Origin of the sequence: Mucilaginibacter roseus (assembly GCF_021215455.1) — a bacterium.
In the GTDB taxonomy this organism is placed as follows: Bacteria; Bacteroidota; Bacteroidia; order Sphingobacteriales; family Sphingobacteriaceae; genus Mucilaginibacter; species Mucilaginibacter roseus.
This window is the reverse complement of record NZ_JAJPWV010000001.1, coordinates 406,622-430,710: the sequence shown is the minus strand read 5'-3', so window position 1 is coordinate 430,710 and position 24,089 is coordinate 406,622. Positions and strand designations below refer to the sequence as shown.

Here is a 24,089-nt window from a genome sequence, read left to right as displayed (position 1 = left end):
TCAAAACAACTGGTTAATTAGTGTTTCTTGTAAGACTTTGGATGATTCTAGCTTAGATCGGATCAATGATTTAGAGCGATTGATGTTATTTGAAAATATTGAAAAATTAGTTGAGCTGTTCTTATCTTTAGGTATGAATACTTCAAAATCTTCTAAATCTTTTCCAGTGATGGCCGGATAATTAGTTCCGGTCATTCTATCCTCGATAAATTTAACATACCTTTTCTTAAAAAATTGTTCAAAAACAAGTTTAGCATCTATATCGTTATTTAAATTGATTACAGCCGTACCAGTGGATGCCACGTAATTACAATCATTGGTTTCGATGTACACGTTACATAACTGATAAGGTCTAACAGTTGAAATGAGAATTGAGCCATCCTTGACAACTCTCCTTGCTCTTGAGGGACTATTTTTATAAGTAATCTTTTCGGTCTTTAGAAGTTTTCTAGGTTGAATTGAGGATAAATCTATGTATGAAAATTCATAATTATCATTGGTTTTATTTGTTAACGAATATTTATTTATATCTGCAATATCTTTCAATTTAACTTTCGTTAACTCTTGATTTCTATCTGTAAAAAAATTCTCAATATACTCTGAGCTATAATTCTCTAGCTTTTTCAACACTTCCAAATCCTTTTCAATTAGTTCATCCATTGCCCAAAGTAATTCAGCTAATTCCTCTTGTTGTGCTCTTGGAGGTAACAGAAATTCGTATTTAGCTAGGTCTTTAAATTTAACTCGAGGAGATAATCCACCCGCAGAGTGTTTAATCGCGTAATCAAAGAAAAATTTGTTATGTATTATAAAAGGCAGCAAGCTTTCTTTTATGTTTTTGTTAGCTCTCAGTACTGTGATATCACCAGAACAAACGCCATCAAAATTAGCTTGGACTGCTTTTTTTAAATACGCCCGTCTTCTTCCGAATAACACGTCACCTTTTCTAAATACCTTTGTAAATGTAGTATCTGCCTCACCTGAAAATGACCTCCTTAAATGAATGTCATCAGAATCCATATGTTCTAAACCCACAATGTGTTTAAAGCCTTTTGCAGCAATATCCTTAACTACTTCTTTAGGTTCAAACACAATATCTGCTAACGTTACCTTTTCCCAGTTAGATTTATCAATTTTTAGATCTTGCATTTAATTAGGCTGAAATAATGTTTTCATAGATTGTTGTAATGTTGCGCTTATTTCCTGCCATTGCAGGTATGTGTCTTGAAAACTTATATCTGCTTCTTTGTTTCCTAGATTATCCGGACGCACATACAGACTTATGGAAAGATTGCCCTGGTTAGTATTTAGAACATAATCCTTATCTACTAAACTAGCAAAGTTACTTACACTTGTAAATTCTTTATAAGTACTAAATATTTTATTGATATGATCTTCCGTTAAAAAACTCATTGTTTTTTCATTTATTACTTCTTTCACTGCGTTCACTATCAAAATTTTCCCTTTTTTTTCTTTGGGCTTATTGTTATTAGTAATCAGCAAACAGGCTTCCATTGGTGAGTTATAAAACAAGTTAGGGCCAAGTCCGATCACAGCTTCGACCACATCACTTTCTATCATTTTCCGGCGCATCTCCGCCTCGCTGTCTCTAAACAAGATACCGTGCGGCCATAATGAGATAGACCGTCCATTATTTTTATCCAATGACTTTTGAATGTGTTGTTGAAAGGCATAATCGGCACAACCTTGTGGCGGTGTTCCCCACAAATTACGTCCCCAGGGATCATTTACAAAACCTTTTCTATCCCAGCTTTTAATAGAATACGGTGGATTGGCTAGTATGACGTTAAAGGATTTTAATTGGTCATTTTGTAACAATCCCGGCTCGGCCAAGGTATCACCTCGTACAATTTTGAATTCTTCAATGCCGTGCATAAACATATTCATCCGTGCAATGGCCGAGGTTATGAGATTTATTTCTTGCCCAAACAACTTAAGGTTACGATACTCTTTGCCTTCTTCTTTAAGATGTAACGCACAATTGAGGAGTAAACCGCCAGAACCACAAGTAGGGTCGTACACTGATTCTCCGGGCTGTGGGTCCATTATTTTGGTCATCAGCTTTACTACTGTTCTATTGGTGTAAAATTCCGCTGCGGTATGGCCACTGTCGTCGGCAAATTCTTTGATCAGATATTCATAGGCGTTACCTAGTTTATCATCGGGCACATTTGCCAAATTGAGTTTGTGCTGAGAAAAATGCTCGATCAAATTGATCAACGTTGCGTCGGACAAACGGTTTTTATTGGTCCAACTTGCATCACCAAAAATGCCATCCAATGTTTCAGGATTAGCCTTTTCTATTTCCCGCATCGCATTTTGCAACGCCAAACCTACGTTATTGGTGATTTCGCGTACGGTATTCCAGTTCGCTTTTTCAGGCACTATAAAATGATGATTTTCAGCAAAAGCAGCATACTCCAAATCACCATCACTCTCCTGCAATGCTTTTTGAAACTCCTCATCGTATACATCGCATATGCGCTTGAAGAATAACAGCGGAAATATGTATTGTTTATAATCTCCGGCATCAATAGTTCCTCGCAAAGCGGTGGCAGCACCCCAGAGATATTTTTCTAATTGTTGTTGTGTCATTAATCCAGATAATTCGCTAATATCATTTTAAATTTACGCTCAGCTTCCTGGCTTTCATCCCAAGCAAGCTTTAATTGTGCCGTTGCTTCTTCCACCGATGGTAAATTGTCTTCGATAGTTTTCTCAATATAAAGCGGAATATTAAGGTTGTAGTCGTTTTCTATAATTTGCTCTATTCCAACAACCTTTGTGTAATTTTCAAAGTCTTTGAAATCACCGTACCATTGATAAAGCTTGTTTACGTGTTCTCTCTCCAAAAAATTTTGGGCACGTCCCACCCGAATCTGGTTAGATCCGTCAATAAATAGCACCTTGTTTTTTTTGTTAGCCGACTTTTGCCTTGTAAATACTAAGACACAAGCCGCTAACTGTGTTCCATAAAAAATATTGGGACCAAGGCCTATCACCGCTTCCAGCAAATCCATTTCTAATAAGGCTTTCCTTATCTTTTGTTCAGACGCTTTACGGAACAATACGCCATGTGGTAAAATAACCGTCATTCTGCCGTGGTCGTTCAATGAGGAAATCATGTGCTGCACCCAAGCCATATCGCCATTTCCGGCAGGAGGAACGCCAGCAATATTTCTTCCATAAGGATCAGCTGCCCAGTTTTCAGCGCCCCAATCTTTTAATGAAAAAGGAGGATTAGCTATTACACAATCAAATTTCTTTAATCCATCCGAATCAAAAAAGACAGGGTTTTTTAATGTATCTTCTCTTACAATTTTAAAATCTTCAATGCCATGCAAAAACATATTCATCCTGGCAATGGCGCTGGATGTCAAGTTTTTTTCCTGTCCGAATAATTTAAGCGTTCGATAATCTTTGTTCACTTCTTTCAGATGGTCTACACATTCTAAAAGCATACCTCCTGTGCCGCAAGCCGGATCGTAAACTGATTCTCCTTCTTTTGGGTCGAGAATTAAACCCAATAGATGAACTACTGAGCGAGGGGTATAAAATTCACCGGCTTTTTTATTCGTCAAATCTGCAAAGTGCTTGATGAGGTATTCGTAAGCATTGCCCAATATGTCCGGATCGACATTGGAATTAGATAAAATATATTGTGAAAAATGTTCAATAAGGTCAATTAATAAACGATCGCTCAGCTTATTTTTATTACTCCATTGGGCATCGCCGAAGATACCATATAAATATTCCTGATTAGCCGTTTCTATACCTCGCAAAGCTTGCTCAATAGCTAAACCCACACTGGAAGTAGTTTCCCTAACATCATTCCAATGGCAACCTTCAGGTATAATAAATCGATGAAACTCTGAAAGGGTAGCATATTCTGCATCGCCATCAGATTCGTCCAACGCGTTGTTGTACTCTTCATCGTAAACGTCAGAAATTCGCTTAAAAAACAATAACGGGAATATATAAACCTTAAAATCAGAAGCGTCTACCGGACCTTTTAAGATCCAAGCAGCTTTTGATAAGTATTGTTCGAGCTGGGATTGTGTAATTTTATTTTTAGTACTCATTATTTATTGGACACCAACAGTTGTTTTATATCTATATTAAATAGCTCAGAGATTTGTAAAAGCGTTTCCAAACTCGGTTGAACCTCATTCGTACACCAACGAGATACTGTTGTCTCATTTTTTTCGAGTTTTCCGGCAAGCCATTTATTTGTTTTGCCTTGCTCTGCTAATACGGCCTTCAATCTATTAATTGCTTTGACACTCATATTTATTTGCATGAAATGTGGATAAAGCTACGTGATTTTAATAAGGCCAACAAGGTTGTCAGTTTTAATTGATTCATCGTTAGGATAGTTATTTGATTGGCAAATAATTAAAATTGGAATAGTTTTCAACTGTAACTCTACATGGTTATTCTCGTTAAGCAATTTATCCCGTTGAAGTATTACACGTAGCTAGAGATCGATAACTATGCGTTTTGTTGTTTCTCTTTTTTTGTCATCCAACAAGCGGGTGTAACGTTGCGTCGTTTTCACATGTCGATGACCTAACATTTTGGAAACCGTATAGATGTCCGTACCGCTGTTCAATTGTAAGGTGGCATAAGTATGCCGCAAACAACAAAAGGTAATGTGTTTATGAATACCGGCCGCTAACGGCCATTCCTTTAAAAAGGTACGGACGCGGCAATAGTAGATACCTTTAAATGGACGTTCTTCAGTACTCTCCCGTGCACCTAGTAGTTCGAACGACTGGTCACTGATCGGCATATGCTGATGTTTGGTCGTTTTGCGTTGCATAAATTGCAGGTAGTATTGTCCCGGTTCGCCGCGCACCTCTCCCCAGTTCAATAATTGAATATCACAGAAACGCATACCTGTCAAAATGCCAAATAGTACCATTCGTTTAGACAACTCATCCTCTGTTGGCGTTTGTAATAATTGGCGAATGTCCGCCATGGTCAGGAACTCGACCGGTGCTTCTTTTTCCCGCAGTCCGGGACTCAGGTCATGAAAATCATCCGGTATCAGTTTTTCACGCCAGGCCATTTTCAGCGCATTACGGAATTTATTGTAGTAGCTCAGCGCACTGTTATGCCCGATGCCGCGCCGGCTTTCCCGCAATTGAGGTTCGTCCAATAAGAAGGCTTTGAAATCCTCACAAAATGAAAGGTCGATATCTACAAAGCGGATATCATCGGCATGGAAAAGATCTAAGTAACGCACGCTGCTTTCCCAATTGTGGCGACTCATACCCTTAACGCGCCTGGCTATCTTACGAAAGTAGACCTTGAAACTTTGCTGGCGTAGTTGGTGTGGGGTTATGCCATGTACTTGACTTTGAATTTCCAGTTGCCGTTGTGCACGAATCGTTTCCGCTAATTGCTTTGTTTCCTTGTTGTGTACCCGCTCCAGATCCGTCTTAGGTTCATTATGCAGGTACAGTCGCAGGTTTTCATAAGCCCATAGTTTCCCGTTTGGCTGTTTGACAGGTGGGTAAATGTCGAGGTAAAGTCGTACGCGGTTGCGCACGAGTTTCTGTTGTCTAAGACTAACTTTCATCTGTAATGATCTTAATGTCTGCTTTGATTCTATGATAATTGTTTAGTATTTCTGATTGTGAAATTGTACGCACCGGGGGAATAGGAGAATAAGCAGACTCTTCGCGCCCGATAGCGTCGTGATCATTTTGGATCTCGCAATGAAAAGTTTTCAGCCCGATCTTACAGGTCGGGTCATCCGCTATCATGCCTACAAACTCACCTGATGATAGGCCAGCGATCTTTGACGCCGGAATGGCGTAATCTAATTGAGTCGAACGGCTGACCGATGTGTCTGTGTTGTTAATGGAAACACTTTCCTTTTGCTGGTTGATTTTGCCAAAACGTTCTGACAGTTGTTTAGCCGTATCGCCCGTGACCTGTCCGCATATGATATTACCCACGATGTTCATAATCACTTCCGCCTGTTCCCGGCCATAATCCTTTTTAAGCTGGCTATGATCCTGCACTGCCAAGGTGACTGCAACCTTGTTAGAACGCGCGGTAGCGATAAGATTGTCTATCCCATTGAAGTAGATAGTTGGAAACTCATCAAAGATCAGGCTGCACTTTTGCTGATGTTTACGGTTGACCAACTTGTTAATCCGGTTTACATACAAAGACAATACGGCACCGTAAGTTTGTGACTTCTGCGGATTATTGGCCAGGCATACGATTTTAGGATCGTCTGGATTATTGATGTCCAACGAAAAATCGTTTCCGTTTAAAACATAGTATAACTGCGGTGAGGACAGCCTGGCCAGGCTAATTTTGGCACTAGCAATTTGTCCCTCTAACTGCTCATACGCTTCATTTCGCCAAGCCGAAATGAAAGGATTAATAAGCACCTCTATTTCAGGTTCACTGCTTAGCAGTGTAAATAGTTCATTGTAATCGACTAAGGATAATTCAATTACATGCGGCAAAGTACAATACCGACCATTTTCATATTTTCTAAGAAACCAAATCAATGCCGTCACGAAGTTGATGGGCGATTCCACAAAAAAGTCACCTTGCTTTTTGATCCACTCGCGATTTAAACTTAACATAATGGTACGAGCAGCTTCCATAGCATCGGTAATATCCAGCATAGTTTCCGGTTCGAGCGGGTTACTGCGGTGCATGATTTTTTCGAAATTGATGACAAAAAACGAGCGGCCACCATGTTTTCTCAGTGCGTTGTAAGCTATTTTTGAAAGATCATCATATTTAAAATCATAGATCAGCATTGCAAAACCCTTTTCAATGTGCTGGGTAATAATGTGTCGAATTACAAAGTACGACTTACCAGCGCCGGGGCTACCACCGACAAGCGTTCCGCGGAATGGGTTGATGATATTGATCCAACTGTTGCGTTCTTTACCCTTTAATTGATACTTCGCTGGTAGGTTGATCGAATATTCATTCTGCAATAGCCGTTCTTCCTGCGGGAACGTTTCGTTGTCTTTATTGAAAATGTCTGCGCCTAAATTGAGTTTGAGCATGCGGAAAAGTAAACTGCCACCCGTCATAAATAATAAATAGCCAAACGCGGTAGCGCCAATATAAAGCCATGGCCAAGTGATTAGATAGCTACTCAAAAAGTAAATGAGCAGACCGGTGACGCAGTAAGTTGCAATTGTTTTGGGCCTGATCTTCTCGTCCCGTTTACCCTTGCTTCCAATTAATGATACGATTAATAGCAACATCGAACTAATCTTAGCGACTAGCATCGTCGTAAATATGGGCATCCGGGTCAGGGGCAATAAAACCTGATCAGTGATCCGGTGAGTCAATTTTAAATCTCTGAAGGCGCTATAACAGGCCAAATAAAAGTGAATGACCAATATGGTGATGCTTAGCAGCCTGGTAAAATCAATGATCTTACGCAAGGCCTGTTCGTTTTCTCCGGTTTGCATACTTATAGATTTAGTCCTTTACGTTTCTTTTTCTTGAATTTGTTGAGCGCGGCGAGGTCTTGTTGCTCGACTTCAAGTAGCGCATCCAACACATCATTTCCGGTGTTTTTGTTGTAATCGGTTGCCGTTGGTGACCAGTCATCAATCTGTGTTTGCTTGTGTTGTTTCGGTTCCGGTAAGAGGATAGTGGCCAATTGATTGGCACTATATGCTTTGCCAAGATCGCTGCCATTGAATACGGCCTTGTTATTTCTATCAATGAAGGTGACCCCATAAAGCCGACCCTCGTCATTTCGGCGCAGGATGATATGGATACCCTTTTCTGATAATAATTGTTGAAGTTGCGGTGCAGTCAGCGGTTGCTTCAGTGCCTCATCAAGTACTTTGATTAGATTCTCTTTAAATGGCTTCCTCAGTGTGGCGTTCAACTTAAAGCGTTCCTCCAGTGCCTTAAGTGTCGGTTTGCCGTAAATGCTGCTTGCTTTGATTGGTACACCGATCTTATCACCTTTATCATCCAGCATCCAATAGATCAGGCCAGCCTGGGCATACATGCGGCTATCTTTGCTGCCTTGATCAGCGGCGATCCTGTATTGTTGCAACACGGCATTCAATTCGGGGACACTGGTAAACTTATAAGTACGGACAACATAACTCAAAATGTTGGTGATGCTGCGTTTGGTTTCTGCCTGACCGTAATCTGCTGCCATGATCTCGGCTTTCAGATCAGGCTTTTGGCGCTGTTGACCCTCGGCCTTGATGAGTTGGTATCTGATCTCGATTTCCTTACGTACTTTCTCCGATTGGTTTTGTCCCAGGTAATGCAAGCTGATCCGCTCACCATCGGGTTTGATGTTAGTAGTTACAATATGAATATGCGGATGTCCGGCATCCTCGTGGCGATAGACGAGGTACGGTTGTCCATCAAAGCCGATACCGTTCATATAGTCCTGCGTGATATGTTGCAGCCTGTCGTCAGGCAATCGCTCACCGTTCGGAAAATTTAAAGAGATATGTACGGTGTTCGTCTTCGTTCGCTCGTTCCTTGCTGCCAGGTCGGTCAGTCTTAATAGCTTGTCATGAAAGTACAGCTTATCCATATCCTTTGAGTAACGAACAGCCGCAATTAGTTTTGCCTTACCGTGGCTTACCTTCCGCTCATTATAATTGAGCGCGCCGATCAAGCTTTTACCGCTTTTAATTTTTGCGACCATACCTCTGCATAATTATTCATCCGGTCCCTGATCTGTATGATAGCAGGTTCCAGTTTACCGTTGACTACACTTAATAAATTCATCCAAAGCTTGGCATCGGCATGACCATGCGTACTGTTTATGCTGCGCATGGCCTGGTTAAGGTTGTTCCCGATAGCACTTAATTCTTGGCGCAGGTTGACCATTTCTTCCAGAAGATCATCCATAGATTTATCCCTGTACAATACAGTGACAGGTTTTCCGAGCATGACACTGCGAACGTACTCGCTCAACTTGCGGAAGCGCGTTTTCTTAAACCTGTTGTTGATCAGGTCGTATTCCGCCTGCTTGAATCTTGTCAGCAAAACCCGTGTTAATTTATCTTCTGCTGTTCCCATTTTCCTGTCTTTAAAAAGCCGACTTCGGAGGCTTTTGCCCGAACCGCGGCCGACTTCGGAGGCAGGGGCAAGATCCGTTTGTATTACAAACGTACATCTTGCTGACTGCGGCGAAGCGGGCAGTCTAAGCCTGCTGCTATCAGTTTACTTGTCCTTATTATAATTCTTTAGATAGAACTCCAGTGCTTGGATGTTAATGTCCTGTAGCGACACTTCGTGTTCCAGGCCGTACGCTTTTACCAGTTTCAAAAGTGCCTTTGGGATGCGGTTATTGAACTGCACCTCGGGCTCTTTCGGAGTAGCCTGCTTTACCGATTGAACTTCCTGCACCGGCGTTTTAGGCGGCTCCTTTTTGAGTTTATCCGCCAGGCCGCCTAGCCTCTTTTTATAATCTTCCATTTTGCTATCATGCTAGTTTGTTAGCAATGTCGACTATCATGCTAGTATGCTATCATCGTTTGATAGCTTGATAGCATGCGATTTTGCTATCTTGTTAGGTAAATAAAAAGCTAGTTTGCTAGCCGTTCAACGATTTCTTCCGCAAGCGCCATCAACTCGGCTTTGGCCTTGGAGTCGCCGCTGTTGAGGATGCCACCGGTTATAGATGACCGTGCGATACTCACCCGGTCATGCACACGACTTTTTAATAGTGGGGTACCCATATTTTGAAGAAGGTTGCTCACGTCATTGGTTAGCCCTGATCTTGGCTTGACCATATTTAGCACGATTCCGGCTTTACCTTTCGCTTCCTCGATCAGTGCCAGCGTAGACCGAATTGCCATGACGTCAAAAAAGCCTGCCTTTGTCGGCACAAGTATAAAATCGGAACGCCGAAACAACTCCGGTAAACGATTGGACAGATAAGGCGGCGTATCAACGATAATCAAGTCATAGTCTAATCGCTGAGTGTCTTTTAATTGATCTGAACCAATGATGGTTAAATTAGGAAAGTCTTCCCTGAGATGGTATAAACTGCCCTGCAAATCTGTATCTACAAGCGCGACAGATAATTGATCCTGAAACGTCAGTGCCAGGTTTATAGCCAATGTGCTTTTTCCGACACCACCTTTTTGGTGGGCCAGAGTGATGATCTTTGCCATAATAAAATTGTTAGTTTGATAGAATGATAGGTTGCTAGTTAGCTAGCATATTTTCGCGCTGGCGCTTTCTGAGCTTCAATTCCTGCACATAATTGAATATCCAATCGCTGGCCAGCAATTTCCAGTTTCGATAAGGTGTGCCTTTGGGACTGCACCAGTTAGCCTTGCTGTAAAATTCATAAAAAGCTTTAGCTTGTGCAGTCAGACCTTTCTGATCAAAATATATTTCGACCAGAGATTCACGAGGCGGCAGCTCATTGCCGAAACCTTTTTGCGTTATCGCCTCCGGCATGGATATAGATTTGCGTTCTACAGCGATACGTTTTACCTTTCGTTTGGTTATCATACATTTAGGGATATGCCGTGCCGTCTTGGCACGGCGGTAAGCGATTAGGAAACACTTTTATTGGTTGTCATCATGAAGGTGATGTCCTCATAATCATAATAAATCGAGCCACCAATTTTGGTGAACGGAAGCACACCGCTATCACGCAATGATTGTAGGAAACCATGAGATATCCCCAGCAGCTTTTTAACTTCGGCTGACTTCAGCCATTTCTTGCCAGGCGCACCGCTTATGTAATCCTTGATAATCTGTTTGAGTTCCTGAAGTACGTCGTTTTTGAAGTCTTCCATGTCGCCGATAGTGAGTATCTGGTTCCGTGTAGGCACCGATCCGGGAGCTTTAGTTCGTTGTTCAAATGCTTTATCCATAACCTTTTATTTTAAATGGACTTCAAAATTAGTTAAGCAAAAGATCATAAAAACACAAGGTTGGCAATTGGAGGGGTGCTTTTTACCGTTTTATAGATCGGATTAAATCAAAATGAGCTATAAAAAACAAAAGGGTCAAAGCTGACCCTTTTTAGTATTTAAAAAATGTGTTATACTTTGAGGTTTCGAATTGGAACCTCAAAGTATGACCTTCATGATATTCAAGTTGTTTCTTTAAATCTTCTTTACTTGGCAGGTAAAGCTTATATTCTTTAGCGAATATTTGTTCATTGTTAAGCGGTAAAGTAAATTCCACGACGGGTTATTAACTTCCTTACAAATTATGATGCCTGTGGTAGGATGTTCTGGAAATGCAATGGTGGAACAGGGAAGAAACTACATTATCTGACGCCATGCCAATCATGTGCGTTAAGAAGGTCACAGCACTTTATCAATTCTGTAAAGAGCGCCAATAATAAATCTTGTATATTAGAAATAAAATATCCTACGCAGTGCGTGGGATATTGCTCCGGAATATATTTTAGTTTAACAGGGCCTTTCAAAACTTTCCAGAAAAAGAACATGATACAATTTTACGATCTTACAATATTTGCTTTAGCCGCCCTTGTCCTTGTGATCACTCCGGGGCCGAATATGATCTATTTGATCTCTCGAACGCTTTCACAGGGACGAAAAGCCGGGCTCACCTCGCTATTGGGTGTGATTTGCGGATTTCTAGTCCATATTATTTTAGTTTCATTTGGTTTGACGGCGGTCCTGTTTGCAGTACCTTTTGCTTACTTAACCCTAAAAACTGCCGGTGTTATCTACCTGTTGTACCTTGCTTACCAAGCTATCAAACCCAATAGCAAAAACATTTTTGAGACTGACCGCAATCTAAATTCCGACAATCCGCGAAAGCTATTCGCCATTGGTTTTTTAACGAACGTGCTTAATCCGAAAGTGGCGATGTTCTATTTATCCTTATTTCCACAGTTCATCAAAACTGCGTCCGGCTCCATAATGATGCAGAGTATTCAGTTGGGCATAACCCAGGTGATCGTCAGCTTAAGCATAAATTTTATAATTGTATTAACTGCTGCCCGAGCCGCGTCGTTTTTTAATCAACAACCGGCATGGGTCAAGATCCAAAAATGGTTTATGGCGAGTGTGCTAGCTGCTTTGGCGTTTAAGATGGCTTTTACTAAGGCTAAATAAATGAATGCCCAGAAAGCAGTGAGACATGAATCGGTCGTAATGAATTGATGCAAATTCACCCATCCTTGAGTTGACATGCAAAGTACTAACGCTATAATTGGATGCAATTTTTCTAAATATTTACAGGTAATTGTTATTTTAACATTGTCAGGATGTTCCAATTATTACTTTTAGGAGAATGGAACAGTTTGGTCTAATAATGCTTTCGATAAAACGGGTGACTCAAACCCAAATTCATTATAAAGTTCAACTACTCGAAGATTTCGAGTAGTTCAGTAATCACAATCCATTCTTCTTCATAGTATGCCATTGCTTCCTCGTTAGAATTGAATCTGATCAGAGACCTTAAATGACATACTATATTTAACTAATTGATTATAAAATAAATAAAGAATTTAGAAAACTCCTGCCGCACATCTATATCTATCGAACTATCACAACACAAAACAATACAACGTACCTGGTTAGCAGTAATACCCAATTTCTCAAATTTCAAACACCCTTGTAGATCACTGATCAGCATCTCTCGAAAATTTGGATTACTCAAATTATCATGGGTCGTGCTCAGCCAGCACATAAGTCCCGTCTTCCTGCACTAAATAACTATCCGGCCTTCCAGGCTTGGTTTTCGTTTTATCACCGACGGAACCAGTACTATGCAATTCACTACCATAGGTCCTGACGAAATAACGGTTGCAAACTTCTTGGAATGCCCCACCCTCAATGCCATAGATTTCTTGTTTGATCTGCGATATCTTGCTCATGCTAAAGTGTCGGCAATGCCGACTTATAAATGTACGAAATTGTGCCATGCGGTCAGACCGCAGGCGCAGCAAAAAAACTTGGGGAGCCTTAAGCATTAATCCCTTGACTAAGCGCTGATATATTAAACTAACTGGTTAATTGTTCTTCGGTAGTGTCTTCGTCATTAAATTTTCGATCACACATCTTCCATATTTCGTCCAACGCACGATCACGGTCAGGATTGCCATTCCGTAAAGCACTTAAAATTGACGGGACATCCTGTTGATAAACATCTTCGGTCAATGCAACATAGGCATAATCCGACATCGCGTCTTTATACCCGTCCGGCTCTAGCGAGTTTAACCAGTCTTTAATAAATAAAGCCGGATTCAACAATCCATACAAAGAAACGACACGGTTGATCGCCTCTTCATCACTAACATGCTGTTCCGGCAGATGTATCTTTCTCGAACTTTTATCAATATCCACGTAAAACGCCAATTCTTTTTCTGTAGAGAATCTGCCACGCGGGATCGGCTCGTTTAAGATAGGTTCATTTGGGTTTTCAATCTCCATCCTGATGGTGCAGAAGAATTCGTAAAAAAAACCGCGTGCCGCTTTGACGTCATGATTTCGCCAGTCTTTCCAAAACTGTTTCCAATCGTTGATCGTCTGGGCTTTGGAGTAGTACGCTAATAAAGTGAAAGATTTACCCAACTCCTCCAAGGCAAGTTCTGAGATACCCAATCCAATGAATTTTTTGCCATCATAGTTGAAAACATTATGATGCGCAGCCTTAAGCAATTCGTGAGCATTATCAATCGTAGCATTATAAAGGCTTAATATCTCGGTTTTCGTCAGGTTCATGCGCTTAATTTTGCAAGCATATCGAGCATCAATTGCTCATCCGCTTTATCTGTTATTTTAAAACTTTTTTGCTCATTGAAATATTTGTCAATGCGCGACAATATGATGCGCTGGATCTTCTGGGTATCCGGATCATTAAAATTTTGTTTTTCTAAATGAGCTTTGAAATCGTGCCAGCTTCCGAATATCTGTTCCAGGAATGGTTCAAATACGATCAGACCACCTTTACTATAAGGGGAATAATACGGCCTTAACATGTGCCGCACATACAATTCAAATGCTTCGGCATTATTTAATAGGTATTCTTTGAAATCTGATGATGCTTCTTTTTTAATAGTGATGTGACGTTCCTGATCAAGCTCAAATTTATTCCAATAATACAAGTTCATCATTTGCCTATAGGATGTGGGCCTATTAGTAATAGTTAAGAATTCTTTTAGTAGGGCATATATTTTGCCCTGCCAAAATTCCTTATTTAACACCCGGTTTTCACCAGTGTCATTGAAATGTGAATCCAGAAAACGACTACCTATCGCAGAGCGGTCAACAAGCGCAATTGCCTTATTGTCCATTAGTTCATTTAAAAACTGCTTGTATTTGGATTCGTCATCGCCGAAATATTTATTGAGATTGTAGTTGCTAAAATTAACCAATAGCTTCATCGCCAATTCAAGCCAGACATCGTGATCAGCCTTGATATTCAAATAAGCAGTGATCATCTTTAACAGGGTATCACTGTCTTTAAAGTCGACCGCACGTGAAGCGATATGTATCAGTTCCTGGCCTTTACCTTCCTTGCCCCATTCATCAAATTGCTTTGTAATATCCGGGTGATGTTTTTCCAAAATTTCATTGAATGCTTTGAGAGATACGAGGTTGAAGAGTTGATAGGAAAAATATAGATAAAAATTATGCACCTCCTTAAATTTCCGTCGGTTCTTATAGCCCATGTCAGTGACCAAATAGTTGATTGCTGATTTAAGCTTTTTAAGCTCATCTTGGCCGAGCGCCTCTTTGTTATCTTTCTCGAATTGCTCCCAGTTTTTCTCATTTAGCAAAAATTCGTCACTGCTATCCACGTCAAAATCCAAAAAATACCGGTTTCTAATCCTGTTATAGACTTCAATATTTCGGTTTCTGATCAGTTCGAGCACCATCAGGTCGTGCACATCAATTTCATCTTTTAAAGCATTGAAAGCAAGTTTGAACGAGTTGCTAAAGCGTTTCAGGTCCCTTGTATTTTCTACGAGTTTTTCGAGGATATTATCATGATCTGCCGCTGGGTAGAAAGGGACACTCAAGTCGCCGAAGTCAGTTGTGATCTTAGAAACGGCATCAGTGATTAATTTTTTATGTGTATGCTCGACATCATCTGTCAAAAGCTGGTCTTTAAGCAGCTGAATAAATATGTTCTTTTTGAAAGCAGGTAATGTAATGACCAACTGAAACACCTTCTTTAAGTATTCTTCTTCATTTGCGAAGTCTTTTGTGCCTTTTAGTACATTGATCACATAGTTCTGGTCGATGCTCGCCACAAAGAATGTGTTGGAAAAATTTGCAGTATTGCGGATGATCCTTAACACTTCCATAACCTCCTTGCCTGTCAGGCGGTCCATATCATCTATAAAGATCACCACGCGCCGGGACAATCCGCTGATCGCTTTATTGATTTCTTTATATTGCGTTTGAATACTGTCATCCCCACCAAAATCGTTGATCAATGTGTCGAAGAACCGGAAATAAATCTCTTTACCGGTTTGCAAGATCCGTTTGGAATAATCTTTAAGCTTAGCATGAATCGATCGGTTATAAGGTTTCAGCTCGTTGGACAATGTTTTGAAGAATTCGTCGATTATGCCATCAGGTTTACTTGCTCGCCAGGGATTGAAGTCAAAGACCAAATTATTGGCGGTGTCTTTTTCTAACTCGCTTTTTAATCGCATCAGGAAATCTGTTTTGCCCGAACCCCATTCACCTACAACTGCGATCGCAAACGAATTTGTTGTTGAGGTCTCCATGATATGTTTAGCGACAGATGTTGCATAACCTGCTCTTGAATAGGCATCAGTATAACTCGACAGCGATGAATTGTCGTCGATCAGGGACATTTGGGTTGGCTGGATCACCAAACCCTCAAAGTAAGATTTGTAAGTACTGATCAACAAAGGCGTTCCGATGATAAAAAAATTGGCGTAGGGAATGCCTGTCAGGAAGCCAAGTTTGAAAAAATAGAAATTGTTAATATCGGCATTGCGTATCAAGAAGAAATATAGAAAGATAAAGACCAGTGTAAATGCGAGTGAGTTTAAGGAAATGTACAAACCCCGCCAAATATGCCAGACAAAGTAGCCAATGCAGAAAAGCAGATAAAATAAAAAGATCCAGTCAGTTAGCAGGTTGTCAGTTGTACAATACTTTAAAAATGGATTGGTAATGACCAAGTCCCATAACTGTATGAATGCCCTTGAGAATAGCACAAAAACAATTAAAAGTCCAAGCAACCAAATGCCACTTGAAATGCTAAAGTCTTCGGTAAATGCTGCCCAACTGAACTTCTTTTTGCGTTTTACTGGTGGGGTGGATTGATTTGCCATTGTGATCAAGGTTTTTTTTTCTTCAGTGCTCAACTGTCTATTGGTAAATACCGAATAAATCAGGCACTCCTGAATATATTCTACTAATTTAGCTTTTTGGCCTTATTTAAAATAACGTGCCATTACTAAATAGAATAAAACACATAATGCGCAGCGTATTTGCGTAGCGGCGATTTATTTAAAATCATAACTTAGTTCATGCGTCCGGTAATAACTGTATTTGAGATCAGGATATGGCTCTTTCTATCTATTTTCCCACAGGTACACCTATATTCATTCACTACATTCATATAGTTAACTAATATTGCTTTGATTTTAATGAGCAATTAGTTACCTTTAAACGAACTACATAGCGTTTTTAAACCCTTTCAAACTGAGAGACCTATTCGAGACCCATAAAGACTACACAAATATAAGTAGTTGATATACAGCCAATAGAGTGTTTAAAAAAACTCCCTCCGGCTCCACTAAAAAAAACCGAACCTAAAGTTCGGTTTTTTTATGCAATTATAAATCTTGTAACACACTGATAATTAAGGCCTTAAAATTACAGTACGGGGCTCGAGGGTTCGCATCCGTCTTTTCCAAAAATTGCACTTATATTTATCTATAGAAGGATAAATCTTTGATAATTGGCGATTTTTAATAAGTTTTGGGTTATATAAATTCACAAATCTTTCAAAAGCGCTCAAATTTTTTATGGCAGAATAGTGGCAGTTTTTTGTAGTTTAAAAACTGCCACTATTCATATTATATCCTAATGCTTTTTACAATGTTAAAGAGTTCTGCACGTAGCGGATACCCGGCATGCTGATGGAAGCCCTCCCACGGATGGTTTCTTTCAACAGAGCTTGCGGGTCACTTTATTGTGTATAATAGCGGTAAAATTCAATGGATGAACTGTAATAGATTTAGATGAGAGTCGAAACTTTATTATTATTATAGTTTTCTTTAATTACTATAGTTTACTTTGATTGTTTTAAAGTCGCCGCCACTACTATCTGCTGTAAAGACTCCTATTTTACCCCAAGTTCGATCATTGAGTTTTTGAACAACCAGCGAAGCTTCAGCTGCGTTGTTGATATACGCTTTAACAGTACCGTTGTCAACCACGAGTTTCAAGGTAAACCAGCCATTGGGATCTGGTGGATCGACGATCTCTTTTTCAAACATCGCGTTTTTTTCCTTTCTCAATCTTTCCCAGGTAAAATCGGGTTGCGAGATATATTGCACTGCGTGTATCCTCCTAACAGAATCGGCCGAAAAAAAATTAAAGGGACGACAATATACCGCATCGTACGTAATGTCATCCTGGCCGTGGAACGCAATACCAATAAAACTCCTTTGAAAAACATCCTTTCCCCGCATTTCAACCTCAATTGTGCCATTTTGAAAGTCCTTGAACGGAAGCCATACAATACCTTCTTTTTTACTTTCCGAAACATTCAGGTAAGTTCCATCGTTGCTTTGAACGTTTGCAATGTCTCTGTTCACGGCCCTAAGCCTTGCTTTCTTGTACAGATCGGCAATTTTGATGGTTTGTCCATTTTGCCCAAGTAATGAACAGGGTAACAACATCAGACTAAAGATGTATATGGATTTAAGAACTATTCTCATGTAAAAGTGTCAGATGTTTTGTTAACTTATTTATCTTACTAATTAACTTTAAAGACGCCATCAATTTCAGGTAATCAGATCTAAAGTTTATGAAAATCTTCCCAATAATCCATAATAAATATTAATTCTTGTATTAACGCGTAAACAGTTTTCGGATCCTGACATGCTGCGCTTCATCGCTGACTTGATACAACTCCCTAAGCAGATCAGTAGTTACAGGCGGCGGGGCTGGATAAGAATATTTTTCCAGTAAGTTCCTTAATGCCCTATTGGTTTTCTCCTCACCAATCAATTCACTTAACTGGTACATCACGATCAATCCCTTATCATAATAAAGATAGGTGTCTTCCGGCCTTGCTTTGTACAGCGGAGATTCTTTGGAAAATCCGCGTTCATTCAGATATATATGTTCATGTATGGCTAATTTTTTCTTTAACGCTTGCGTGCCCAGGTATCGTTTTGCCAGCATCAACTCGGTATACATCGCCAGGGTTTCGGTTAATACCTTCGATCCTTCACGTTCATCCGGTGCCAATCGGCCGTTACCCCACCACTGATGAGATAGCTCATGGGCGGCAAGTTCATTGATTACGTCCTGACCGCGGTCTGCTTTAAGGTTGTTATGAAAAAGCAATTGCTCGGTCACGAAGATGGTTGCCGGGTAAGCGGTGCCGGCAAATCCGTCTGTAAAAGAAGATACCTCTGCAAACCGGATCGTTTTATAGGGATATGGGCCAAAATTATCCTGGCAATAATCCATAGTCCGGGTAGCATTCCTGATCAGGTGTGTTACATTTTCAAAGTGCTTGCGATCATAAAACACTTCAAATTGAACACCTTTGTAATTCAACTTTTTGACCTGATACTTTGCCGCAGAAATCCCGAACCTGAAAGGTATCGGCATGCCGGAAAGATACCTGAAGTAACTCCGATCGTTTAACCGCCATTGTTGAGCAAGATCACCTACGCCGATTACAGTTTGTTCAGAAGGTACCGAAACGGTCATATCCAGATTGATAAACTGGTTTACGCCGCGCGGTGCTTCAAGCCTTTTTAATACTGATAATTCCCCCAGGTGCCTTTTTTGTCTTTCGCCCGGTAAGGATATTTCTTTATCCGTTTGATATCCGAAGCGAGGGAAGTAGTTGCTGATACGGATAAATGTGCCGTTATGTACAATGGCGTTGAAAGGCTGGTGTCCCGTGAATCCATTCCATTCATAAGCAAAGGAAAATGTGAGCGTGGCGCTGTCTCCTGGCATCAAGGGATACTTTATATCAATTAGGCCGGTTTTCGTATCCAAAGATTGTTCTTTTCCTTCGGCCTGGTAAGTTGCCATCTTAACTTTTATATCCTCCTCAAAATTGATGAGGAGTTTATGAATAGGCCTGGCGCCCTTGTTGACGAGGGAATAGCTACCCCATACCTGATAAGCGTTACGCCCCGGATACAGATCAATCTTGGTTTTAACATTAGTAATTACAGGCTGGTTGGCATCTTTATACTTACGATATAATTGCTCGTAGCTTTGGCGCTTATCAAATTGCTTTATAGTGCTGACGGCAGGTGTTTGTTCGTATATATATATGCCCGTAATGAGGCATATGCTAAAAGGAATACTTAAAAAAAGTAACTGCCTTTTAGTAGCCATTTTAAAATAATTATTAACTATCAACCATGCAGTAATGGTAAAGCTGGCTCCATAGACCATCCTCCATATAAAGCTTCTGGAATAGTCATCCCAGCCATTCATTTCACTAAATTGGGCTGTGTAGGCCCCGGCGAAGCGCAATACGGGCTGCGTTATTCCTAATGATTTACCGATTGCGGTTACCAGTAGTCCCATAATTATACAGGTACCGGTTAAGCCCAGCCATTTATGGTTAATTATGTGCTGGAGTAGTAAGATCAGTGCAGCGCTGATCATTAAGGGAAGATCGACAAACAGATAAGCCACCGCATAAGCCTGCCAATTGATGGCGGGGTAATGATACATGAATTGAAAAACAATGCCGGTTGTAATGATCATGCCGGTCAACAAAATGATCATCACTGTAAGCGAAATCCATTTTGCTAATAAAAGAACGCTGTTATTAACCGGAGTACTATTCTCCATCAGGTTAAAACGATGACTATAGCTTTGCCAGTAAAGTTCATGAGCATAAAACAAAACGACCAACAGCAACAATCCAGGAAGGTTATAGATTATCCGGTTAACCATCAGCGCGGTACTGGCATATTGTTCCGGCAACCGTACACCCTGGTCAATGCTCCCATAAAATTCCATACCCAAATAAAAAATCAATCCAAAGCCGATGAGGACGAATGGGATGCTTTTGATCAGGATTTTGAGGTTTTGCTTTACCAGGCTTTTAATTGCCGATAAATTATACATTAGCCCATGAGGCGAAGGCTGTATAAGCCCGTATTTTAATACCGGGCTATGTTCATACAGTTGAATAGCTTTGCTTTTGACGGAAGTATTTTCCCATATACGGAATCTGAACTTAAAGTACGCGGCCGATAGCAGCAAGAAGGATACTGCAATGCTGACAACCCGGTTCAGTAAGAGATTTCCCGTCAACTGTATCAGGCAGGTGTTTTTCTGTGCTACTGTCCACAGATTGGTCTGCTGATAAAACGCGGAAAGACCTAAGGGATCCGTTTTCGCGGAAAGCTCCAGCATTTCGGGTGATTGGGGCAGACTTCCGGCCATCATGGGCGATCCGGAATAGGTGAGCATGATAAGGTAACAGATATAAATAAACAAACCGGTGACATACACCATAAGTTTATTGGGAAACAGCCAGGTAATGGTGCTTACCAGTGCAGCGCACATTATTAGATTTGGCAGTGCCAAGAACAATACCGGCTGTATATAGAACCATAGATTGAACCCACGGTAGATCACCGGGTTGCTATCAGCGATATGGCCCGCTAAATAACCAGTTACAAGTACTATAAAACATATCGTTGTCAGCATAAATAACGCCCCAAAGCGACTAAAAAGATAGTGCGCCTTTTTAACGGGTGTCGTGTACAGTATGATATCGAACTTGGCATCATGTTCCTTTAAAAGTATTTGAGCGGCAAATACGGTCGTCATGAAAATAGTGCTAAGGCTGAGCAAACCGACCATATTGGCAATACTGTATGGTGCATTGCGATATATTTCGTTACCGGGACTAAATGACATTTTGAGGCCGATGAAAAAGCCAGCTGCAAAAAGTAACAACAAGGCAATATAAATGCCGGGCTTCTTAAGGTAAGTGCCCAGTTCGAACTTCAGTAAGGCGGTCATGAGTTAGTTGGCGTTTAGTAGATAAAAATAAACGTCCTCTAAGGCTGGGCTCGCAGGGGCAAAGCCATAACCAGGATCACTCTCGCTGTAAATATGGACCTGAAGCTTACCCAGACTAAGTTGAGCAGAAAGGAGGCGAAACCGTTGCTCATAAACTGGCTTATCGGTCTTATCAATCATTTTTTGCCATAGTTTACCGTTCATGGAAGCTATAAAATCAGCAGGCTTGCCTTTGGCAATAATGCGACCCTTGTTCATGACGGCCATGTGGGTACAGAGGTTTTTTACATCTTCAACCAGGTGGGTAGACAATATGATGATCTTTTCTTCCCCTATTTCACTAAGCAGGTTATTAAAACGGTTGCGTTCTTCGGGATCGAGGCCCGCTGTTGGTTCATCAACTATAATTAGTTGCGGGTTACCCAGTAATGCCTGCGCTACGCCGAAGCGCTGCCGCATGCCACCTGAAAACGTATGCACCTCTTTATCGCGCTGCTGGTAAAGGTTAGTTTGAGCGAGCAACGCCAAAACCTGTTCTTTTCTTGAAGCAGCGTGTGTGAGACCTTTTAAAACAGCAATGTGGTTAAGCAAGTCATAGGCCGATACTTTAGGATATACCCCAAAATCCTGCGGCAAGAAGCCAAGTTGCCTTTTTAACGATAAGGGGTTACGGATTACATTACAATTGTTGAAATATATTTCACCGGCATCGGGATGCTGCAAACCGGCAAGCATTTTCATAAGGGATGATTTTCCGGCGCCGTTAGGCCCAAGTAGACCGAACATTCCGTTACTGATCTCCAGCGACAATTCATCTAAAGCCTTGACGCCGTTTTTATAAACTTTACTTAAGTTGTTAATGGTAAGTGTATTCATTGACTGAACTTTTCAGGCAAAAGGGTGGCCTCCCCTTTCGTTGCCAAGGGTTAAATAGTAATATAATTTAATTACGTCTTGTTAGTCGGTTACATATTCGAGTATATCACCAGGCTGGCAATCAAGGGCTTTACATATCGCTTCGAGCGTATCGAATCGTATACCTTTTGCCTTCCCGGTTTTTAAGATGGAAAAGTTAGCCGGAGTCATATCCAGGATTTCTGCCAGCTCTTTACTTTGCATTTTTCGCCTGGCCAACATTACATCTACATTTATAATAATGGCCATATCAAAGAATCAAATCGTTTTCGCACTGTAAATTGTACCCTTCTCTAAAAATGGCTGCCATGAAGTAGGTAAATACGCCCAGCAACATATGTAGTACAACCAATATTTCGGCCGGTGAATCAACGTTATAAAACAAGGAGACTACCACTATAGCCACTACAGGCAATACCAGGTTGCCCAGGTAAAACATTTTTAGCTGACGAATACCATGCGCTGTAAACAACCTGGCTTGGGTAAACACACCAAATACTCTCCCAACCAGCAAAAAGAAAAGTGAATAAAGCCCAAGCAATAACAGGAACATTAACATGTATCCTGCACTGTATTCGCCCAAAAGGAAGGGTGTTTGGGTAAACGGATAACAGATCTCGAAACGGGTATTATGCTCGATCACATTCAAATTCCAGCCTGTAGTGAATGCGATAATAGAAAGCAGAAAGGATAGAAAATATCCTGTTGCAAGTATTTTACTAATAGCAGATAGCACCTTAGCGATTAAGCGAACAGTCTTCATACATTTAATTTATTACCGCAATAATACAATTAATTATTGTTTTACAATAATTAATTCAAAAAAAGTTACTTTGTTCTTGAGTGTGTGTTACAGTAATAGAATAGACGGATCAAAAAATTTGGGCAAGTATAAAAGCTATTTGAGTAAGATAATGTTTTAATTTTAGCCGATGTTCAGAGCTTAGAAGCCATAAAAGCGACCGGGTGTCAATATAATTTGATTTCCGAATGATCCTGGCAAAACAATGCTCCAGTAATTGAAAAAAAAATAATTAAGTATACTATCTTTCGCTATGATATACTGACCGTCGAGAAAGGCAAAAACCTTAATATTAACCAACGTGAAAACCAATACGCTGTGAATTACCAAACATTTGATCCATCACAAGCTTTAAGCGTATTTGTGAAGTGCTATTGGACTTTGGAAGCGCCTGAAGCCACGGAGCCGGTTAAAGAGCGCATTCTGCCTGACGGATGTATGGAAATGATATTCCATTATGGAGACCTGTACAGGCAATATAACTCAAGCGGTGATTTTGTCATCCAACCCAGATGCTTCGTTTTCGGACAGGTTGTTTCTCCACTCGAAATACAGCCCACAGGTAGTACCGGTATATTCGCCGTGCGTTTTTACCCCGAAGCGTTTACACCCTTTACTAAAATATCCCCCCGTTCCATGAATGACAGGGCTGTCCCTCTGAAAGAATTGTTCGGCAATGAAGGGATCAATCTTGAAAATGAAGTATTGTGTGCAGGGACAACCATGCAGAGAATAAAGCGGGTTGAGGATTTTTTGCTTAACACGCTGCGCCGCGGATTGTTTGTTGACCGTATGGTAAGATCAAGTGTGGCACTGATAATTGAACTGAAGGGCCGGCAGCCTATAGGCGAACTAACCGGGAAGTTACCGGTCAGCCGAAGGCAGCTTGAACGCAGGTTTTCTACTGCAGTTGGGCTAAGCCCTAAACAGCTATCCAAAATGGTTCGGTTGCAGACCAGTTTAAAAATGCTTTCCGAAGGGCAATTTTCCTGCTTGGGCGATGTAGCTTATGATAACGATTTTTATGACCAGTCACATTTTATCAATGATTTTAAAGAATTTACCGGACTAAGCCCTAAGGAATATTATGCCGGTAACCTTAGGATGGCTATGCTATTCTCAAGTTCTTAGTAACATGTCGCATT

22 protein-coding genes are annotated in these 24,089 nt (G+C 40.7%); 2 read left to right on the top strand and 20 right to left on the bottom strand.

Annotation, left to right across the window (positions count from 1 at the left end; genetic code table 11):
* From LT679_RS01810 to LT679_RS01755, 12 genes are all read right to left on the bottom strand, one after another.
* Positions 1-1,149: a restriction endonuclease subunit S gene (locus tag LT679_RS01810; RefSeq protein WP_232175197.1), complete on the bottom strand. Its 1,149-nt coding sequence runs from the start codon at positions 1,147-1,149 to the stop codon at positions 1-3.
* A complete protein-coding gene (locus LT679_RS01805; RefSeq protein WP_232175196.1) occupies positions 1,150-2,616 on the bottom strand; it encodes a type I restriction-modification system subunit M in 1,467 nt (488 codons plus the stop codon).
* Complete coding sequence (locus tag LT679_RS01800) at positions 2,616-4,103, bottom strand: type I restriction-modification system subunit M (protein WP_232175195.1); 1,488 nt, start codon at positions 4,101-4,103, stop codon at positions 2,616-2,618. Before LT679_RS01800 ends, LT679_RS01805 begins: the two co-directional genes overlap by 1 nt.
* Complete coding sequence (locus tag LT679_RS01795) at positions 4,103-4,321, bottom strand: helix-turn-helix transcriptional regulator (protein ID WP_232175194.1); 219 nt, start codon at positions 4,319-4,321, stop codon at positions 4,103-4,105. The genes LT679_RS01800 and LT679_RS01795 overlap by 1 nt, the downstream gene beginning before the upstream one ends.
* 177 nt (positions 4,322-4,498) lie before the next feature.
* Positions 4,499-5,605, bottom strand: a complete 1,107-nt coding sequence (locus LT679_RS01790) for a site-specific integrase (protein WP_232175192.1) — start codon at positions 5,603-5,605, stop codon at positions 4,499-4,501.
* Positions 5,595-7,481 (bottom strand): conjugal transfer protein MobC, encoded by a 1,887-nt coding sequence (mobC, locus tag LT679_RS01785; RefSeq protein ID WP_232175191.1) that lies wholly within the window; start codon positions 7,479-7,481, stop codon positions 5,595-5,597. Before mobC ends, LT679_RS01790 begins: the two co-directional genes overlap by 11 nt.
* A 2-nt stretch (positions 7,482-7,483) precedes the next feature.
* On the bottom strand, positions 7,484-8,695 hold the full coding sequence (locus tag LT679_RS01780) for a relaxase/mobilization nuclease domain-containing protein (protein WP_232175190.1): 1,212 nt from the start codon (positions 8,693-8,695) through the stop codon (positions 7,484-7,486).
* Positions 8,662-9,072 (bottom strand): plasmid mobilization protein, encoded by a 411-nt coding sequence (locus LT679_RS01775; protein ID WP_232175189.1) that lies wholly within the window; start codon positions 9,070-9,072, stop codon positions 8,662-8,664. The genes LT679_RS01780 and LT679_RS01775 overlap by 34 nt, the downstream gene beginning before the upstream one ends.
* A gap of 144 nt (positions 9,073-9,216) precedes the next feature.
* Positions 9,217-9,471, bottom strand: coding sequence for a hypothetical protein (locus tag LT679_RS01770; protein ID WP_232175188.1), 255 nt, complete (start codon positions 9,469-9,471; stop codon positions 9,217-9,219).
* A gap of 110 nt (positions 9,472-9,581) precedes the next feature.
* Complete coding sequence (locus LT679_RS01765) at positions 9,582-10,172, bottom strand: ParA family protein (RefSeq protein WP_232175187.1); 591 nt, start codon at positions 10,170-10,172, stop codon at positions 9,582-9,584.
* 34 nt (positions 10,173-10,206) lie between these two features.
* Positions 10,207-10,518, bottom strand: a complete 312-nt coding sequence (locus LT679_RS01760; protein WP_232175186.1) for a hypothetical protein — start codon at positions 10,516-10,518, stop codon at positions 10,207-10,209.
* Between the two features lie 44 nt (positions 10,519-10,562).
* The gene (locus LT679_RS01755) at positions 10,563-10,886 is read right to left on the bottom strand and encodes a helix-turn-helix domain-containing protein (RefSeq protein ID WP_232175185.1); all 324 of its coding nucleotides are present in this window, start codon (positions 10,884-10,886) and stop codon (positions 10,563-10,565) included.
* Positions 10,887-11,468: 582 nt separating this feature from the next.
* On the opposite strand from LT679_RS01755, the gene LT679_RS01750 reads away from it, so the two are divergent.
* Positions 11,469-12,104, top strand: a complete 636-nt coding sequence (locus LT679_RS01750) for a LysE family translocator (RefSeq protein WP_232175184.1) — start codon at positions 11,469-11,471, stop codon at positions 12,102-12,104.
* A gap of 551 nt (positions 12,105-12,655) precedes the next feature.
* Here LT679_RS01750 and LT679_RS01745 read toward each other — a convergent pair.
* The 8 genes from LT679_RS01745 to LT679_RS01710 form a co-directional block, all read right to left on the bottom strand.
* Positions 12,656-12,868 (bottom strand): hypothetical protein, encoded by a 213-nt coding sequence (locus LT679_RS01745; RefSeq protein WP_232175183.1) that lies wholly within the window; start codon positions 12,866-12,868, stop codon positions 12,656-12,658.
* 127 nt (positions 12,869-12,995) lie between these two features.
* Positions 12,996-13,715 (bottom strand): AbiV family abortive infection protein, encoded by a 720-nt coding sequence (locus tag LT679_RS01740; protein WP_232175182.1) that lies wholly within the window; start codon positions 13,713-13,715, stop codon positions 12,996-12,998.
* Complete coding sequence (locus tag LT679_RS01735) at positions 13,712-16,342, bottom strand: KAP family P-loop NTPase fold protein (RefSeq protein ID WP_232175181.1); 2,631 nt, start codon at positions 16,340-16,342, stop codon at positions 13,712-13,714. Before LT679_RS01735 ends, LT679_RS01740 begins: the two co-directional genes overlap by 4 nt.
* A gap of 918 nt (positions 16,343-17,260) precedes the next feature.
* Complete coding sequence (locus LT679_RS01730) at positions 17,261-17,926, bottom strand: hypothetical protein (protein WP_232175180.1); 666 nt, start codon at positions 17,924-17,926, stop codon at positions 17,261-17,263.
* 133 nt (positions 17,927-18,059) lie between these two features.
* Entirely contained in the window at positions 18,060-21,227 is a 3,168-nt protein-coding gene (locus tag LT679_RS01725) for a M1 family aminopeptidase (RefSeq protein WP_232175179.1), read from the bottom strand.
* Between the two features lie 3 nt (positions 21,228-21,230).
* Positions 21,231-22,103 (bottom strand): ABC transporter ATP-binding protein, encoded by an 873-nt coding sequence (locus tag LT679_RS01720; protein WP_232175178.1) that lies wholly within the window; start codon positions 22,101-22,103, stop codon positions 21,231-21,233.
* Between the two features lie 81 nt (positions 22,104-22,184).
* The gene (locus tag LT679_RS01715; RefSeq protein ID WP_232175177.1) at positions 22,185-22,391 is read right to left on the bottom strand and encodes a helix-turn-helix domain-containing protein; all 207 of its coding nucleotides are present in this window, start codon (positions 22,389-22,391) and stop codon (positions 22,185-22,187) included.
* 1 nt (position 22,392) lies between these two features.
* Positions 22,393-22,905 (bottom strand): DUF2975 domain-containing protein, encoded by a 513-nt coding sequence (locus LT679_RS01710; protein ID WP_232175175.1) that lies wholly within the window; start codon positions 22,903-22,905, stop codon positions 22,393-22,395.
* A 357-nt stretch (positions 22,906-23,262) separates the two neighbouring features.
* Here LT679_RS01710 and LT679_RS18680 point away from each other — a divergent pair, with 357 nt between their 5' ends.
* A complete protein-coding gene (locus LT679_RS18680) occupies positions 23,263-24,075 on the top strand; it encodes a DUF6597 domain-containing transcriptional factor (protein ID WP_232175173.1) in 813 nt (270 codons plus the stop codon).
* Positions 24,076-24,089: the final 14 nt, after the last annotated feature.